Here is a 16,965-nt window from a genome sequence, read left to right on the forward strand (position 1 = left end):
ATTGCCCATAAATACATAATTTTATAAAAGGGGTCCTAAATATGAAAAAGAAGTTATTATTAGGAACTGCAGTTATTTCGCTTAGTTTATTTCTTGGAGCATGTGGTTCTGAAGAATCTGCAAGTAAAGTAGATGAGCCTAAAAAAGAAGCAAATTCTGCTTCTGAAAAAGATGAAGGCACAGGATTAGAAGCATTTGAAGGAAAAGATTTTGAGGAGATTACTGCTGAAGACTGGAAAAAAATTAATCTATCAAAAAAGCAATTTAAAAATTGGTTAGCTGAAATGGAAAAGCCTGATGAGTCTGGACAAATAATGATTAATAAGGCTGAAATTACCGATGATAACACAATTGAAATTAAGTTGAATAACTCCGATGGCGACACTCTTGAAAACAGCATGACTGCTCCTATCCTAGATGCGTTAATTAGAGAAATATATAAGCACTCTGCTTATTATAAAAAGGATGAACCAAAAATTATTTTTACAGATTTGACTGGGTTTAAAATTGCTGAAATTACCGAACCAGTTGATTTCGGTGAATCGGGTGAAGCAGAAGGTCAGGATTTAGGGACATTTAAGGTTGGGGATAAAGTGGATATTGCGGGCACCGTTATTACAATTACAGGTGCAAGTTATACTGACGAACGCAATGAATTTGAAGAAAAACAACCTGAAAAAGTTCTAATATTGGATCTAGCAGTACAAAATGCTACTCAAGAAGAGCTCTTCTTTGATGCTTATGAACTTGAAATTTATGATTCTGAAGGAACAAAAATGGAATCTTATCCAATAGATTACTTAACGGAGACATTACAACCGGGTAAAAACATTACCGGCCGTGGTGCATATGGAGTATCCGGTAAAGGACCATACGAGGTGTATTACACCGACTTTGCAACGGACACAAAGGCTATGTGGAACATCGACGTTAAATAGTAATGATATCTTACTAAATATGCAATTAAGATGGGCGTGATCTATTTGGAAATAAAATTAATAACCGAATTAATTAATTGTTTAAAAAGAATAGTGCACGAAACTCCAACCTTTCATTTGCCTGAAAAAGGCTTCTATGAAAAATTAGACTTAAAGAGTAGTGAGTATCAATTTATTGTAGATGTGAATCGTAAAGGAAGGAAAAAGCCAAAGTTCACTCTTCAACTGCGTAGCAAGAGCAATAAGGATTATTCTTTATTAAGATTAGATATTCTGGGACCGGATCATCCAAATCCTGAAGGTGACTTTCCTTTTTCTGGTGAAGTAATTCCATGTCCTCATTTACACATAGCTCACCCTGAGTATGGAGACTCCATTGCATACCCATTAAATAATGAATATGCTAATATATATTTAACAAAGACTCAACTAGAAGATTTAGTTGAGATACTAAAGACTTTTTTAAAATTTTGTAATGTGGGGAATATTGAAGATATACAATATGAGTATCAAATAGAACTTATTTAAAAGAGGTGGTGATCTCAATGATAAATGATTTAAAAACATTATACGATAAATGGAATAGCAAGCAACTCAGATTAGAGGATTACAATGACTTTATTGAGATTACCACCCCTTTTGTCGATATGCATCATGATTTTATACAACTGTTCTTCACAAAAGAAAAGAATGGAAAGTACAAGTTAACAGATGATGGGCACATTATTGGCGAACTCTCAATATTAGGAGTAGATGTCACTAGTGCAAAAAAAAGAAAACAGTTCTTTAATACTACTCTTAAAGTTTTTGGAGTTAGTTTTGATAGTCACACTGAAGAACTTTATGTTACCTTTGAAACCTTGGAAGATTACCCTAAAAAGCAACATAATTTACTACAGTGTTTAACCAGGGTTACCGATATGCTGTTGACATCTAAAAATACAGTAGCTAGTATTTTTTCAGAAGAAATATCCAAGTTTTTCGAAGACAATAATGTTTTCTTTTCACCTGATATGGGATTTATCGGTAAAACGGGAAATCAACAAACATTTGATTTTGTCATACCTCACTCAAAAAAGAAAAGGGAAAAGTTAATAAAAGCTGTTAACACTCCCTCTGCTGAGAATTATACTAGTCCTCTTTTTTCTTTTATAGATGTCCAGGAGGTACGACCAAAAGCTGACTTTATTGTTGTGGCTAACGACTTCAATGTTCCAATTGCTGATAAATTTGCAAGCTCACTAAAAAATTACAATGTTGAAATATTAGCTTGGTCTAATCGAAATAATTGGGTAGATCAATTAAAAGTAATTTAGGAAGCCCAAGTGGGCTTTTCTTTCAAAGTAAAACACGAACATACATTCCCTTTGTGGAGGATCTAATGAACTATAACACAACATTGCTTGAGGATTGGATTGAAAATTTTTATATCAATCTAGGAATTTTTCATCCTCATCAAATTGACTTACATTCTATCGCCTATCGTCTTGGATATTCTGTTACCTATAGGAATATTTCCAGCCGATTTTACGAAACCGAAATAATAATTGATGAACGAATTAGTCCACAAGAACAATGGCAAGAATTCGCCCATGAATTATGCCATGCTGAAAGACATGCTGGTAATCAATTAGTAATGCCTAAATCTTTTCTTGAACTTCAAGAATTTCAAGCAAACCTATTTGCTTATCATTTCTGCGTCCCAACTTTTATGCTTTTACGTCTACAACTCCCGGAGAATACAAAACAAGCAATCTATTTCATTTCCAATACATTCTTTGTGACCTTGGAATTCGCCGAGTATCGCTTGAATTTGTACTGGAATCGTATCAATAGTTCTACATTGGTAGCTGAAAAAAACTATAAGGAGATGATCTAATGGCCAGCTTCAGGAAGAGAGGGAACTCATGGCAATATCGTGTTCATTATGTAGACAGGCGTACTGGAGACAAGAAAGAGGCAGTCGCCAGTGGTTTCACTACGAAAACTGAGGCTAAGCATGCAGCCGCAGAGATGGAACGGAAAATCAAACGTGGGTTTGATCCTGGATCCGCTAATCAAACTCTTTCCGATTATCTGGATTGGTGGTTTGAAACTTACAAAAAAGGAACAACTACTCACGGTACCGAAAACAATATTAAAAAACACATCAAAATGCTGACTGACAGAATCGGATATATGGATCTTAACGAGATTGCTCGGCCTACTTATCAAAAATTCATCAATGAAATTGCAAAGGATTATGCCAAGAGTACCACCCAGCGCATGAACGCCACGATCAGTGAAGCATTTAAAGAAGCAATGGATTTGGACCTCATGCACAAAAATCCTGCTTCTCGGGTGAATTACCCTAAAATAGAGAGAACCAAAATCAAAAAAAAGTTCCTGGAGATGGAGGATTACTTAATACTTATCCAGCATGCCCAGGAAGACTGGGGAATGCTATATCCTCACTATCTGTATATCACTCATCTTTTAGTGGCCACAGGAGCCCGTATAGGGGAGATTTGCGCTTTAGGGTTGTCTGACATCGACTTAGATAAAAAAAGCTTAAATATCGACAAGACGTTAGTCAGAGAAAAAGACAAATATGTTGTTAAACCGACGACTAAAACCGGAGAAAGTGGAGAGAGGATTATAGGGTTAGATGATTTCACACTAGATAAGTTACGAGAATGGACTCGCATTCGATCTGAATGGGTAATGAAATTAAGGAACCGACCTGAATTTTTATTTATTAATCCGCTAGGCGAACTGATTAAGATGCCAAATTACGCCGATATGCTCAGGACCCTATGCAGACGTCATGAATTAATGCATGTTACCCCTCACATGTTCAGGCATACCCATGAAACAATTTTATGGGAGTCAGGGATTGCTGATATAAATTATATTGGAGCGCGCCTGGGAGACACCGATAAATCAATTTTACTAAACACATATGGCCACATGTCCAAACGCTCTGAACAGCTCAGCAACGAAAAAGTAAATAAATTTATGAGCACCTGGCTTGAGAAAATAAAATGAAATAAAATAAGGGTTTTTCGAAGTACTCGGACAAAACTCGGACAGTTAATCCTTGAATACTCAAAAAACCCTTATTTATCAATGTTTTAGCGCCCTCGGCAGGAATCGAACCCACATCTCAAGAACCGGAATCTTACGTGCTATCCGTTGCACCACGAGGGCATATTTGATTGGCATTCCGCCAACGTTAATTAGCGTTACGCTTACCTATTATAAGGTATGTTCAACGTCATTGCAAGAATGATTTTGGGGAGGAGCGGGAAGCAAGCTAGTTCATCAGGCATTCATCAGGAATATTTCCTTAATAAGTGAACCTCTCCTAATTGTTTAAAAATTACAATCTTGGGTAAGATGGATACGGTACAGTAGATTGGTCGTATATAAGAAAAATAATTGTCGAACAGTTTCTGAAGGCTTTGTAAGCGATTCGTTTGACCTTTATTGACCATGCGTGTATCATAAAAATACATAGCCATTCTGGCAAACGAACCATTTAATGCCAGCTTGCTTACTGCCTACATGGGCAATGAATGATCTTTAAGTTAAAGGAGGAAAACACACATGAACTTGATTCCTACAGTTATTGAACAAACGAATCGTGGCGAACGGGCATATGACATTTATTCCCGCCTTTTAAAGGATCGCATCATTATGCTAGGAAGCGGGATTGATGACCATGTTTCCAATTCAATCGTAGCCCAGCTATTATTCCTGGAAGCAGAAAACCCTGAAAAAGACATATCCATCTATATCAACAGCCCAGGCGGCAGCATCACTGCCGGTATGGCTATCTACGATACAATGCAGTTCATCAGGCCAGATGTCCAGACAATCTGTATTGGGATGGCTGCATCAATGGGTGCATTCCTGCTTGCTGCGGGTACGAAGGGAAAGCGTTTCGCGCTTCCTAACAGTGAAGTCATGATCCACCAGCCACTAGGCGGTGCTCAAGGACAGGCGACGGAAATCGAAATCGCTGCTAAGCGCATTCTATTCCTTCGTGATAAGCTGAATACAATCCTTTCGGAGCGCACTGGCCAGCCGCTTGATGTTATCGCTAAGGATACTGACCGCGATAATTTCATGACAGCTGAACGCGCGAAAGAATATGGTCTTGTTGACCAGATCATCACTCGCAACGTGCTTGAAGAAAAGAAAAATAAATAATTAAGAAAAGCGAAAGCGCCTTGGTCAGCCCCGACAAGCGCTGGAGGGCCGACCGGTGAAGTCGTTCTTTGACTTCATTGGGCGGACCGAAGCGACTCGAGGGGCTAGGCGCTGGAGCTGGACATTTCTCGAAGTGAAATTTTATGCTTTCTTATATCTTCAAAAAAACTCGCTCCCTATTTCAGGAGCGAGTTTTATTTTTTAGTTTTCTTTCTGGATATATTCAGAAAGCTTTTCCAATGCCTCTTCTTCGTCATTGCCGTCAGCGATCAGGTTAACTGATGCTCCTGCGCTTACTGCAAGGCTCATTAATCCCATGATGCTCTTCGCATTTACCTTTTTTCCGTCCTTCTCAAGAAAAATGTCGGACGAGAACCGGTTTGCTTCTTGCACGAACAAAGCAGCGGGACGAGCCTGTAAACCAGTTTTCAATTTTACTTCAACCTGTTTTTCTACCATTTCTGTTTTCCTCCTCTTACCCTCTATTTATTCATGATCTGGCCGGCACGCAGTTTTTCTGCGATTTCATCTATCTTCCGCAGCCGGTGATTTATTCCTGATTTACTGATTGAGCCGCCTGTCACCATCTCGCCTAACTCTTTTAGGGTGACATCCTGATAATCCACGCGGAGCTGGGCGATTTCCCTCAGCTTATCCGGTAAAATATGAAGGCCGACTGTATCACGGATGAAACGGATATTTTCGACCTGGCGAAGTGCGGCACCAATCGTCTTGTTCAAGTTTGCTGTTTCACAATTCACAAGTCGGTTGACCGAATTTCTCATATCCCTGACGATTCGGATATCTTCGAACCGCATAAGCGCATTATGTCCGCCCACAATGTTTAAAAACTCGGTTATTTTTTCAGCTTCCTTCAAATACGTGATGAACCCTTTTTTTCGCTCTAACGTTTTACTGTTCAATCCAAAGGTATTCATCAATTCACACAAGGACTCGTTGTGCTCCTGATACATGGAGGCGATCTCTAAGTGATAGGAGGATGTTTCCGGGTTGTTCACGGAACCTCCTGCCAAAAATGCACCTCTTAGATAAGAACGCTTACAACATTTCTTTTTGATGAGCTCTGGTGAAATTTCATGGATAATTTCAAAGCCTTCTCCTATAATCTTTAAATCCTCCAGTATTTCTCTGGCTGATTCCTTCAAGCGGACAATATAAACATTATTCTTTTTCAGCCGCATCTTTTTCCGAACGAGCAGTTCTACTTGGATTTGATAGCTTTTTTTAATCAAAGTATAGATGCGCCGTGCGATCGCGGCATTTTCAGTCTGTATGTCTACGATGAGTTTGCGATTTGAGAAGGAAAGGGAACCATTCATCCGGATCAGGGCGGACAGTTCCGCTTTGGCGCAGCAGCCCTTTACTTCAATGTTAGTGAGTTCCTTTTTAGTTTCCGAAGCGAACGACACCTTCTCACCCCCCTGGTTTTGCAGCACCGGCACTTTTCTTCTCGCCAGGCGCTATTTCTGGTTTTATAGGTTAAAAGATCAACCTGGTGTAAAAGCAGACAAACGCTTGCATCCTATATTTACGCGTTATATCTCTTTTTGGTTTCATCAATTATCATAGAATATAAAATTTCTGATACTTTTTTTGTATCATGCCTGATGACATTGCCATCAAGCTCTGCGATTTCCTCTTGCACCACTTCGACACCTAGCACATTCAGCATATCTAAATCAAAATGGACTGGCTGGGCAAGCTCCTCTTTGTAGCGAAGCTCTACATCAGGCGGAATGGTTTCGCTATTCACAAGAATCGTATCAATAAAAGCACAATCCATATGGTCATAGATTGCTTTTATATGGTCACTGGCAGTAAAATCATGCGTTTCCCCTGCCTGGGTCATTAAGTTGCAGATGTATACTTTGCGTGCTTGTGCCTTGCACACTTCTTTTCCAAGCCTTTTTACTAAAAGATTCGGCAGGATGCTCGTATATAAGCTTCCTGGTCCAATGACAATCAAATCCGCTTCCCTTATCGCCTGGAGCGTTTCCGGCAATGGTTTAACTCCTTCAGGATTCAGGAATACCCTTTTGATCCGCTTGCCAGAGTAAGGGATTTTAGATTCCCCCCTCACAATGCTGTCATCTTCCATCAAGGCATTCAGCATGACACTCCGATTTGCTGCCGGCAGTACTTTCCCGCGAACATTAAGGACCTTGCTCATCTCCTGGATTGCATGGACGAAGTTTCCGGTAATCGATGTCATCGCCGCAAGAATCAGGTTTCCGAGCGAATGCCCCGATAATTCATTGGATGTTCTGAATCGGTGCTGGAACATCTCTTCGATCAATGGCTCCACATCTGACAGTGCAGCCAGGACATTCCGGATATCTCCAGGAGGAGGTATTTGCATATCCTCCCTCAGCCGGCCGGAGCTTCCGCCATCATCGGCAACCGTCACAATCGCAGTGATATCAACAGGGTACTTTTTCAATCCCCGAAGAAGGACTGGCAGGCCGGTTCCACCCCCGATGATGACGATTCTTGGCTGTCCCTCTGTCATCATGTCGTATGTCCCTTCCTTTTATCAATATCCCGGTGAGTCACGCGGGTATGATAGTCCTTCTCGAAAAACTTGGCGATATGCTCTGCCAGGGCAACAGACCTGTGCTGGCCGCCTGTGCAGCCAATCGCAATGACGAGCTGCGCTTTCCCTTCGCGCTTGTAATGCGGAAGCATGAAGCTGAGCAGGTCGGTTACTTTTTCCAAGAACTTAGTCGTTTCGTTCCATTTCAGAACATATGTCGATACATCTTCATCAAGACCCGTTTTCGGGCGCATATGGTCAATATAATGAGGGTTTGGCAAAAAGCGGACGTCGAATACTAAATCTGCATCGATTGGAATCCCATGCTTAAACCCGAATGACATCACGTTAACAGTAAAAATCGTTTTCTTGTTAACCGAAAACTCTTCGAGGATTTTCTCCCTTAGCTCCTTCGGTTTCATGTCCGTTGTTTTGTAGATAAGTTGGGCCCTGCCCTTCAGCTCTTCCAATAGCTCGCGTTCGAGCTGGATTCCTTCCAGCGGCAATCCGGACGGAGCAAGCGGATGGGAACGCCTCGTCTCTTTATATCGGCGCACAAGCGTTGAATCATCAGCATCGAGGAATAATACCTGTGGCGCAACCCATGATGTTTCAGCCAATTCATCAAGCGCTTTAAAAAGCGAGTCAAAAAACTCACGGCCGCGCAAATCCATGCCAAGAGCCACTTTATTCATTTTCGTGCCTGATTCCTTCATTAGTTCAAGAAACTTAGGAAGCAATGTAGGCGGAAGGTTATCTACGCAGAAAAACCCTAGATCCTCAAAACTCTGGATGGCGACGGTTTTACCCGCGCCAGACATCCCTGTAATGATCACCAATTGGGTATCTGTAGTCGATCCTGAACTCATTTCTCTTTCCCCCTGAAAGTGAAGTCGATATTTATGGCTCTTTTCGTTAACTTTGTTGCTTTTATTCTTAATCCTCATTCTGGTAAAACAAGAAAATCGAAGCAAGAAAAGAAAACAGCCTTTTTTAAAAGCTTTTAACTTGGATCAAGTCTGTATTTGATCAACTCGAAATCCGGTGTATAAGTAAACGCTCCATAGATAATGCCTTGTCCATGGACCATATAATCCAGGATATGATAATCCCCTGCAGCCATCGGAAGATCTTTGATGCCATCAAGCTCATGCCAGGAAATCCTTCCCTCTTCAGATTCATCAAGATTGATGCCATCTGCCTCAGTTGCGTAGAAGGTAAACATCATCCACTCAGACACGACTTGCTCATCTTCTTTAATGACAAATGTAAAAATCCCTTTGATTTGCGGGTTCTTAAGGTATATTCCTGTTTCTTCACGGAATTCCCTTACACAGGAATCCTTCACGGTTTCCCCTGGTTCCATCTTTCCGCCGGGAGCCACCCACCAATTGCGGCGCGGCTTTTGCAGCAGCAAAATTTTATTATCTTTTACCAAAACACAATTCGTAACGCGCTGCATTGATTCCACCTCTTCACATATGCATAAGCGCCTACTTAAAAAGGATCCTTGAAATGCGTGATAGCTAATGCAGCCAGTTACCAGGAACCTCTCCACGTATTTTAACCGGGTAGGCGTTCTTGCCAGGCAATTATATTGGTGCCCAAGCTTGCATGGCCGAACTTTTATTCTTTCCATTATACTATTTTTAGAAATTCGCCACAATGAATACAAAAATGATATTTTTGTAAATTGGTTTTATTGTACTGGTCAATTTTATGGGTTCTCTAGGGGGGTGTTATAATCCTGTGGAATAGCCTGTATTACTGTTATGTAAAAAAAAGAGCACAGGATAACCTGTGCCGTCAAAGGATTATATTTTTAAAAGGGGGTCAATTTCTATTCCTATAATACCCCATGATTGTTTCACTACTGTTACAGAAGAGTTAATATCTAATTACTTTTTGTTAATTTATGCCGAGATGAACTGTTTTTACCAGTTTTAAGGAATATTTAACCTAAATAAAAGACCCACTGGTGTGTGGGCCGGAATTCAATTAAGCTTTAGCTTTCAATTCCTCAACTAATTCCTCAACATAATGCTGGGCGTTTTGCGCTGCGATACTGCCATCGCCCGTTGCCGTAACGATTTGGCGAAGCGTTTTTTCACGGATATCACCGGCTGCGAAGATCCCGGGAACTTTCGTTTCCATCTGCTCGTTCGTTTCGATGTAACCGTTGCTGTTTGTGATACCAAGGCTTTCGAATGGCTTAGTCAGCGGAACCATGCCGATGTAGATGAATACACCATCAGCCGGGAACTCCATTTCTTCACCGTCTTTAGTAGAAACAAGTGTTACGCTGCCAACCTTGCCGTCTTTATCATTGATTTGCTTAACCGTGTGGTTCCAGATGAAGTCGATTTTCTCGTTTGCGAATGCGCGATCCTGAAGGATTTTTTGCGCGCGAAGCTCGTCGCGTCGGTGGACGATTGTTACCTTTGAAGCAAAGCGAGTTAAGTAAACGCCCTCTTCAACCGCAGAATCACCGCCGCCTACAACAAGAAGCTCTTTGCCTTTAAAGAATGCACCATCACAAACGGCACAGTAAGAAACACCGCGGCCGCCCAATTCCTGTTCGCCTGGCACGCCGATCTTTTTATACTCAGCTCCAGCAGAAATGATGATTGAGCGTGCTTTATATTCCTTGCTGCCAGCTTTGATTGTTTTATATTCTTTGCCGTCGATGACTTCTTTTACGTCACCGTAAGCATATTCCGCACCGAATTTTTTCGCGTGGTCAAACATTTTAGTTGAAAGATCTGGCCCAAGAATGTGGTCAAATCCAGGATAGTTTTCAACTTCTTCCGTGTTAGCCATCTGTCCGCCAGGAACGCCGCGTTCAAGCATCAGCGTAGATAAGTTCGCGCGTGATGTGTAAACAGCAGCCGTCATGCCTGCCGGGCCCGCTCCGATAATAATGACGTCATAAATTTTCTCTTCTGACATGGTGTACAACTCCTTTGAATATCATAATCCGCATTATTTTCTGTTTTCATTCGAAAATAGTATTTCCTGCCTAACCATATCCTATAAAACCAGAGGCATATAGTCCAAAAATATGCTTAGCAAAAGCGGCTGTTCACGGAATTGACAAGATTCACTGATTTATTTTCAAGGATTGGTTTTGCCCTTCCAGGCTTAAAAAGAAAAGGGTAAACCTTATCTGCCATAACAGACTCAGTTTACCCTTTTAAATGCTGTCTTCTTCCTGAAGAAATTCATTTGCCAAATTAATATATTTGGCAAGTGTTGAGACAGACAAGCCGTATTTATTTGCGACTGCCTGTTTTGATGTCTTGATATTTCTTAGCTTATCCCAGAGATAATCAACAGCGGCCGCCCATGCTTTCTTGTTTTTAAAGTCATAGCCAGCTTTTGCTGCCTGCTCAAATACTGAAAACCACATAATATAGATACCAGCTTCATTTTTCCCGATCGGCTGATGATGGTCATACAATAGCTTCGCTGTTTCATGCGCACCTTTTACTTCCTCTTTACTGCTGTTCAGCTTCCCGGAAGAAACATATGCGAGGTAGGATTTTTCCATATCAGTCATTTTCTCTGTCGACTTTTCAGCTGCAAGGATTTCCTTCTTTTTCGTGGAAACAGATGTCAGGAATAAGGCAAATAGCCTTTCTTCCGGATAATCGCTGTTGAGCTGGTTCAAGATTGCGGCTACTTGTGATTCGAACTTCCCGCCTGGATTTTCTGCCCAGGGTTCCATTCCTTCTTTTTCAGGACTGAATTCGAGAACCTTTTTCCAAATAACCCTTGCAGAATCTTCCTTGCCGATAAAATAGGAAGCATGCGCCAGCCAGTAATAGAAAGCTCCATCGCCTTCGAACCCTGATTTTTGCAGCTTTTTCAGCCATCGGTAAGAAAGTTCATATTCACCAACCAGGGCGAAAGTAGCGCCCAGCTTGAACTGGTGCTCGACGTGGATCGGATGGATTTTTCCCAGAGAGTCTTTGAGGTTCTGGACTTCCTCCTCCTGGTTCTGGTAATGGGCAAAAACCAGCCCGTTGCACAATGCGTGCAGGTTGCCAGGATTCTGCTCCAATACATCGTTAAGGATGTCGCGTGCCTTGACCGTTTCCCCAAGGTAAAAATACGCAAGCGCAAGATTGTTGTAAGCCGACCAGTATTCTGGATACTCTTCAATCACCTCGTGGAAAATCTCGATCGCTTTTGGAAACTCACCCGATTCAAGGTGATTTCGAGCTTCCTCCTGCTTGATGATCAAGTCATCCTCTTCATAATAGTCCTCATCCATTTCTTCCGCTTCGAGTGTAAGCAGTTCAAGGAGATCATTGGCATCTTCCGCAAACTCCCCATCCTCATTCAATTCTAAGTATAAGTTCGCATGCCTGAACGCATCTCTAAATAAGCCCAAATGAGCGTAGTTATTCGCTAAGAAATAATGGCTCTCCGCCATGTTTTCATCAAGTTCTTCGAGGATCAAGTGCAAAAGACGGTTAGACTGCTGGTATTCCCCCAACTCCGACTGCACGATTGCCAGCTGGCAAACGATCATCGGTTCGCCGGGTTCAAGCTGCATCGCGCGCTGGAAGTACTTCTCAGCCTTCTTAAGATCCCGCCTATGGAAAGCCTTGACCCCTTTGGTGAAGTAATATTCACCAGTAGGAACGAATGACAGCAATTGTCCCTTTTGCTTCATTGCTTTAGAGTCTTTTCCCATGTGATCCTCCGTAAGTGTTTTTAAAAAAGGCTCTATTCATATGCCTTATATCTTGGTTGCATCAATCAATAATTTTAAAGTGAAAAACTAATTGATTTAACAACAAAAAGTGCCCGATTCGTCTGAGATTACAAACATCCGAAATCAATAGCCTTAAAGGAGCAGCTTTAACTAATGTAGTATAACATACGGACAGAGATTTCGAGAAGGTGTGGATTTTAAAATGTAGTGGGCAGTCTGGATAAAATTGGGTCGATCAGGAGATGGAGTATGGTTTGTGACTCAGGTGGATTTGGCAGTATGGAGATGTTTAGGATTTAAATTGCGATATTTGTTGTCTTCACTTAGGAGGGGATACCAGTTACATTTTGGAGATGAATTCTTGTAAAACAGGTAAATGGGTTTGGATCCATGACAATAAAAATTGGAAAAAAACGAGTGAAATTTCCAGTTCGCAAAATTCTTTCGGAATTTCGCAAGATTCCTTCCATTTTTCGCAAAATTAAGTATGTATTTCGCAAGATTCCAGTCACTTTTCGCAAAATAAATTCTGCCAGCTTTATAAAGGGTGTTATTTTTAACCTTAATGAAGGAATTTTCACCACAAATATCGAATTTATTTCAAAAAAATGATAGGAGTGAAGTTATGATTGTTAAAACACGCTCATACCCCATTGAAATTATGATGTTAGAAGCAATTGTCAGGCGTTTTCCCCCTCATAATCCAAGAAAAGATGAGTTTAAGGAAAAACTCATGCGGAAAAGAGCCGGTTACAAAGGAGAATTTACACTCGATTACTACATGTCCCAAATTGACCACTCCAATTTTATGATTCTCCAGGATTTAAGAATTCCTCATAATGGAACACACTTTCAAATAGATACCCTCTTGATTTCTTCAACCTTCATCTTAATTATCGAATCCAAAAACTATGCAGGAATACTTGAGTTTTATCCGGAATTCAACCAACTCATTCGTACTCTCAATGGAGTCCAAGAAGCTTTTCCGGATCCAATTATCCAGACAAAAATACAAGCTTCACAGCTTAAGTCCTTTCTTTCTAAAAACCATCAGTTTACCTTACCACCTATTAAATTCCTCGTTGCAATGAGCAATTCACAAGCAATTATAAAAAACCCCACTAATAATAAAGAGGTTAGTCAAAAAGTTTGCAGAACGAGTAGTATTGCATTCAGGATTAAACCTCTTGAAGAAGAATATAAGAATCCAACTCTTTCTAAAAAAGAAATTAAAAAAATCGTTAAATTACTGTTGAATAGCCATACACCTTTTATCCCCGATCTAGCTTCGATGAATCTTCCACTTGAAGATATGATTCAAGGAGTTCAATGCCTTCAATGCAATAAATTTCATATGGATAGAATACACGGTTCCTGGATTTGTAAACATTGCGGACATGTCTCCAAGGAGGCTCACATTCCTGCAATTAAGGACTTTTTCCTCCTATATGGCTTCCAGATTTCGAACAAACAACTTCGCCGCTTCCTGTTAATTAACTCTGTATATACAGGAAATCGTATTCTCCAAGCCCTTGAATTACTCACTACCGGCTCGACCAAAGATAGAATTTACTCTCCACCAAAAAACTTTTTCGAATAAGGCTATTTTCGCATAGATTGTTGATATTCGAACCAAGTTTACATCCCGCATTTTTTTGAATTGGCGCTCTTTTCGAGAAGGTTTCTGATAGCGAATGCAGTAAAACTCGTGAAAAACCAATTGTTTGGAAAAGCAACAAAGTCTTCCGAAAAGAGCCTTGAACAAAAAGAAACCCCAGCGCAATTTATTCTCCAGCGCTGGGTTTCTTCCTCTTATTCAATACTCCTAGTACTTCCTTCAGAGGCAGCTTCTGCTCCTGCAGGAGGACCATCAGGTGGTACAGCAGATCGGCTGCTTCCCATTTGAGTTCTTCTGAGTCGCGGTTTTTGGCGGCGATGATGACTTCCGCTGCTTCTTCGCCGACTTTTTTCAAGATTTTATCGACGCCTTTTTCAAATAAGTACGTAGTGTAGGCGCCTTCTGGCATTTCCTGTTCACGCTTGCGGATGGTTTTTTCTAGCTCGAGCACGACTTCGAAATCTCTCAAAGATGTTGAAGCGGAATCCGAATCATCCACAAGGCTTTCCGAAAAGCAGCTGACCGCACCCGTATGGCATGCAGGACCGGCTGGTTCAACGAGTACGACGAGTGCGTCGCCATCGCAGTCGTATTTGATTTCAACGATTTTCTGCGTGTTTCCGCTTGTAGCTCCTTTATGCCAGAGTTCCTGGCGTGAGCGGCTGTAGAACCAGGTTTCACGAGTTTCCAGCGACTTGCCGAGGGATTCTTTGTTCATGTATGCAACAGTCAATACTTCCCGTGTAGTGGCATCCTGGACGACTGCAGGAATCAGGCCACTGGCATCGAACTTCAATTCTTCAATATTCATCTTACGGTCACTCCTTTTTCGTGGAGATAGGATTTTACTTCCTTTACGGATGTTTCACGATAGTGGAAGATGGATGCTGCGAGTGCGGCATCTGCTTTTCCTTCTATAAAAGCTTCTGCAAAATGGTCGGCATTTCCGGCGCCGCCTGAGGCAATAACTGGAACAGTCACCGCTTCGCTTACAGCTCTTGTCAGCGACAGGTCAAAGCCCTTCTTTTCGCCATCGCTGTCCATGCTGGTCAGCAAAATCTCGCCGGCTCCAAGCCTGACTGCTTCCCTTGCCCATTCGATCACTTCCAAATTGGCAGGTTTGCGGCCTCCATGTGTGTAAACACGCCATGATCCCAGTTCGGAATCGTACTTTGCATCAATCGCTACGACGATACACTGTGAGCCGAAAAAGGCAGATCCTTCTGCAATCAACATCGGATCGTTCACCGCAGCGGTATTCAATGATACTTTGTCAGCGCCGGAACGCAGCATTCTTTTCATATCTTCAAGCGTGTTGATTCCGCCGCCGACAGTGAATGGGATTGCCAACTCCGAGGCCACTTCCTTTACAACCTCGACCATCGTTTTCCTGCCTTCAACAGAGGCGGATATATCAAGAAACACGAGTTCGTCGGCACCTTGCTCATCATAAAATCGTGCAAGCTCAACCGGATCCCCAGCATCGCGAAGCTGGACAAACTGGACTCCCTTGACGACGCGGCCATCCTTTACATCAAGGCAAGGAATGATTCGTTTGCTTAACATCAGGCATTCCCCGTTTCCAATGCTGATTTTACCGAAAAACGCCCTTCGTAAATCGCTTTGCCGACAATCGCTCCGCTGACTCCATCAACTCGCAGCTGTTTAAGAGCTTCCAAATCATCAAGCGAGCTGACACCTCCAGAAGCAATCACGTTTTTGCCCGTTTCCAGCGCAAGCTGTCGAGTCGCTTCCACGTTTGGTCCTGCAAGCGTGCCATCAGTAGCAATATCGGTAAAAATAAACGTCGACGCTCCAGCTTCGGCGAATCTTTTACCAAGCTCGACAGCCGTTACTTCTGAAGTGTTCAGCCAGCCGTGTGTAGCAACTAGTCCTTTTTTCGCGTCAAGACCAATGGCAATTTTCGCTCCGTACTTCTTCACCATCTCTTCTGCAAACTCAGGATTGGATACGGCGATGCTGCCGATGATGACTCGAGTGACCCCATTTTCGAGATAGTGGTTGATATCTGCTTCACTGCGGATGCCGCCGCCAATTTGCACATTAACTCCGAGTTCCTGTGCAGCTTTAATGACAAATTCATCATTCACTCTTTTACCGTCCCTTGCTCCGTCCAGGTCAACCATATGAATCCATTCGGCACCTTCACTGGCGAACTTTTTTGCCATTTCGAAGGGCGAGTCGCCGTATATCGTTTCCTGATCGTAATCGCCTTGCAGCAGCCTTACACACTTTCCGCCGCGCATATCTATAGCTGGATAAATCACAAATTTCATTGATTAGCCTTCCTTTCCGACGCAAGTTCCGTGAAATTACGCAACAGTCCCATCCCCATCTCGCTGCTTTTTTCCGGATGGAATTGCATGCCGAATATATTTCCTCTGCCGACAATCGCAGGGACTTCAACGTCATAGTAGTCTCCAACTGCTACCAGCACATCTGCGTCAGCCGTTTTTACATAATAAGAATGGACGAAATAAACATAGTCTTCCTCAAGAGAAGCCAGCAAGGGTGATTCTCCCGTAAAGCGAAGCTTGTTCCAGCCCATATGCGGAACTTTATAGGCATTGCCATCAGCTGTCTGGCCGGCGAAACGTTCGACTTTTCCAGGCAGCAAGCTCAACCCCTTGGTCTTGCCATTCTCTGTGCTCTCCTCAAATAACAGCTGCATGCCGAGGCAGATCCCAAGGACAGGTTTGCCGGTTGCTGCGAACTCGCGGATCATTTCCGCCAGACCAGTGCGAATCAACGCTTCCATCGCATCACGGAATGAACCCACGCCAGGGACGAGCAATGCATCTGCCTCCATTAATCCGTCCTTATATTGTGATATGAAGTATGGCGTATCCAGGCGTTCCAGCGCTTTGCTGACGCTGAATAGATTGCCCATGCCGTAATCAACGATGCCAATCATGGT

Annotated in this window: 18 protein-coding genes and 1 tRNA gene; 7 read left to right on the forward strand and 12 right to left on the reverse strand. The window is 42.3% G+C overall.

What is annotated here, in order from left to right; translation table 11 throughout:
* Positions 1–41 precede the first annotated feature (41 nt).
* The 5 genes from M3204_RS03625 to M3204_RS03645 all read left to right on the forward strand — a co-directional run bounded on the left by M3204_RS03625 (position 42) and on the right by M3204_RS03645 (position 3,965).
* The gene (locus M3204_RS03625; protein ID WP_251478641.1) at positions 42–938 is read left to right on the forward strand and encodes a DUF4352 domain-containing protein; all 897 of its coding nucleotides are present in this window, start codon (positions 42–44) and stop codon (positions 936–938) included.
* A gap of 45 nt (positions 939–983) precedes the next feature.
* Positions 984–1,466, forward strand: a complete 483-nt coding sequence (locus M3204_RS03630) for a DUF6978 family protein (RefSeq protein ID WP_251478643.1) — start codon at positions 984–986, stop codon at positions 1,464–1,466.
* A 17-nt stretch (positions 1,467–1,483) separates the two neighbouring features.
* Positions 1,484–2,254 (forward strand): DUF1829 domain-containing protein, encoded by a 771-nt coding sequence (locus M3204_RS03635; protein ID WP_251478645.1) that lies wholly within the window; start codon positions 1,484–1,486, stop codon positions 2,252–2,254.
* 65 nt (positions 2,255–2,319) lie between these two features.
* Positions 2,320–2,817, forward strand: coding sequence for an ImmA/IrrE family metallo-endopeptidase (locus tag M3204_RS03640; RefSeq protein ID WP_251478647.1), 498 nt, complete (start codon positions 2,320–2,322; stop codon positions 2,815–2,817).
* Positions 2,817–3,965, forward strand: coding sequence for a tyrosine-type recombinase/integrase (locus tag M3204_RS03645; RefSeq protein WP_251478649.1), 1,149 nt, complete (start codon positions 2,817–2,819; stop codon positions 3,963–3,965). Before M3204_RS03640 ends, M3204_RS03645 begins: the two co-directional genes overlap by 1 nt.
* Before the next feature lie 90 nt (positions 3,966–4,055).
* On the opposite strand, the gene M3204_RS03650 is transcribed toward M3204_RS03645, so the two are convergent.
* Positions 4,056–4,127: transfer RNA gene (locus M3204_RS03650), tRNA-Arg, on the reverse strand.
* Positions 4,128–4,526: 399 nt separating this feature from the next.
* Here M3204_RS03650 and clpP point away from each other — a divergent pair.
* Positions 4,527–5,132: an ATP-dependent Clp endopeptidase proteolytic subunit ClpP gene (clpP, locus tag M3204_RS03655; protein WP_251478651.1), complete on the forward strand. Its 606-nt coding sequence runs from the start codon at positions 4,527–4,529 to the stop codon at positions 5,130–5,132.
* A 201-nt stretch (positions 5,133–5,333) separates the two neighbouring features.
* Here the strand turns inward: clpP and M3204_RS03660 are convergent, their stop codons facing one another.
* The 7 genes from M3204_RS03660 to M3204_RS03690 all read right to left on the reverse strand — a co-directional run bounded on the left by M3204_RS03660 (position 5,334) and on the right by M3204_RS03690 (position 12,388).
* On the reverse strand, positions 5,334–5,591 hold the full coding sequence (locus M3204_RS03660) for an HPr family phosphocarrier protein (RefSeq protein ID WP_251478654.1): 258 nt from the start codon (positions 5,589–5,591) through the stop codon (positions 5,334–5,336).
* Between the two features lie 23 nt (positions 5,592–5,614).
* Positions 5,615–6,562 (reverse strand): DNA-binding protein WhiA, encoded by a 948-nt coding sequence (gene whiA, locus M3204_RS03665; protein ID WP_251478656.1) that lies wholly within the window; start codon positions 6,560–6,562, stop codon positions 5,615–5,617.
* A gap of 119 nt (positions 6,563–6,681) precedes the next feature.
* Complete coding sequence (locus M3204_RS03670; protein WP_251478658.1) at positions 6,682–7,665, reverse strand: gluconeogenesis factor YvcK family protein; 984 nt, start codon at positions 7,663–7,665, stop codon at positions 6,682–6,684.
* Positions 7,662–8,555, reverse strand: a complete 894-nt coding sequence (rapZ, locus tag M3204_RS03675; protein WP_251478660.1) for an RNase adapter RapZ — start codon at positions 8,553–8,555, stop codon at positions 7,662–7,664. The genes M3204_RS03670 and rapZ overlap by 4 nt, the downstream gene beginning before the upstream one ends.
* A 134-nt stretch (positions 8,556–8,689) precedes the next feature.
* On the reverse strand, positions 8,690–9,148 hold the full coding sequence (locus M3204_RS03680; RefSeq protein WP_251478662.1) for an NUDIX hydrolase: 459 nt from the start codon (positions 9,146–9,148) through the stop codon (positions 8,690–8,692).
* Between the two features lie 536 nt (positions 9,149–9,684).
* Positions 9,685–10,635 (reverse strand): thioredoxin-disulfide reductase, encoded by a 951-nt coding sequence (trxB, locus tag M3204_RS03685; RefSeq protein WP_251478664.1) that lies wholly within the window; start codon positions 10,633–10,635, stop codon positions 9,685–9,687.
* A gap of 244 nt (positions 10,636–10,879) precedes the next feature.
* A complete protein-coding gene (locus M3204_RS03690; protein ID WP_251478666.1) occupies positions 10,880–12,388 on the reverse strand; it encodes a tetratricopeptide repeat protein in 1,509 nt (502 codons plus the stop codon).
* 646 nt (positions 12,389–13,034) lie between these two features.
* Here M3204_RS03690 and M3204_RS03695 point away from each other — a divergent pair.
* Positions 13,035–14,009 (forward strand): nuclease-related domain-containing protein, encoded by a 975-nt coding sequence (locus tag M3204_RS03695; protein WP_251478668.1) that lies wholly within the window; start codon positions 13,035–13,037, stop codon positions 14,007–14,009.
* A 184-nt stretch (positions 14,010–14,193) separates the two neighbouring features.
* Here M3204_RS03695 and hisIE read toward each other — a convergent pair whose 3' ends face one another.
* Genes hisIE through hisH form a run of 4 tightly spaced genes read right to left on the reverse strand, consistent with a single transcriptional unit; the run spans position 14,194 to position 16,962 of the window.
* Entirely contained in the window at positions 14,194–14,838 is a 645-nt protein-coding gene (gene hisIE, locus M3204_RS03700) for a bifunctional phosphoribosyl-AMP cyclohydrolase/phosphoribosyl-ATP diphosphatase HisIE (protein WP_251478670.1), read from the reverse strand.
* Positions 14,835–15,593, reverse strand: a complete 759-nt coding sequence (hisF, locus tag M3204_RS03705) for an imidazole glycerol phosphate synthase subunit HisF (protein ID WP_251478672.1) — start codon at positions 15,591–15,593, stop codon at positions 14,835–14,837. The genes hisIE and hisF overlap by 4 nt, the downstream gene beginning before the upstream one ends.
* Positions 15,593–16,324, reverse strand: a complete 732-nt coding sequence (hisA, locus tag M3204_RS03710) for a 1-(5-phosphoribosyl)-5-[(5-phosphoribosylamino)methylideneamino]imidazole-4-carboxamide isomerase (protein ID WP_251478674.1) — start codon at positions 16,322–16,324, stop codon at positions 15,593–15,595. The genes hisF and hisA overlap by 1 nt, the downstream gene beginning before the upstream one ends.
* Positions 16,321–16,962 (reverse strand): imidazole glycerol phosphate synthase subunit HisH, encoded by a 642-nt coding sequence (hisH, locus tag M3204_RS03715; RefSeq protein ID WP_251478676.1) that lies wholly within the window; start codon positions 16,960–16,962, stop codon positions 16,321–16,323. Before hisH ends, hisA begins: the two co-directional genes overlap by 4 nt.
* Positions 16,963–16,965 lie beyond the last annotated feature (3 nt).

Source organism: Mesobacillus subterraneus (assembly GCF_023715485.1).
Taxonomy (GTDB): Bacteria; Bacillota; Bacilli; order Bacillales; family Cytobacillaceae; genus Mesobacillus; species Mesobacillus subterraneus_B.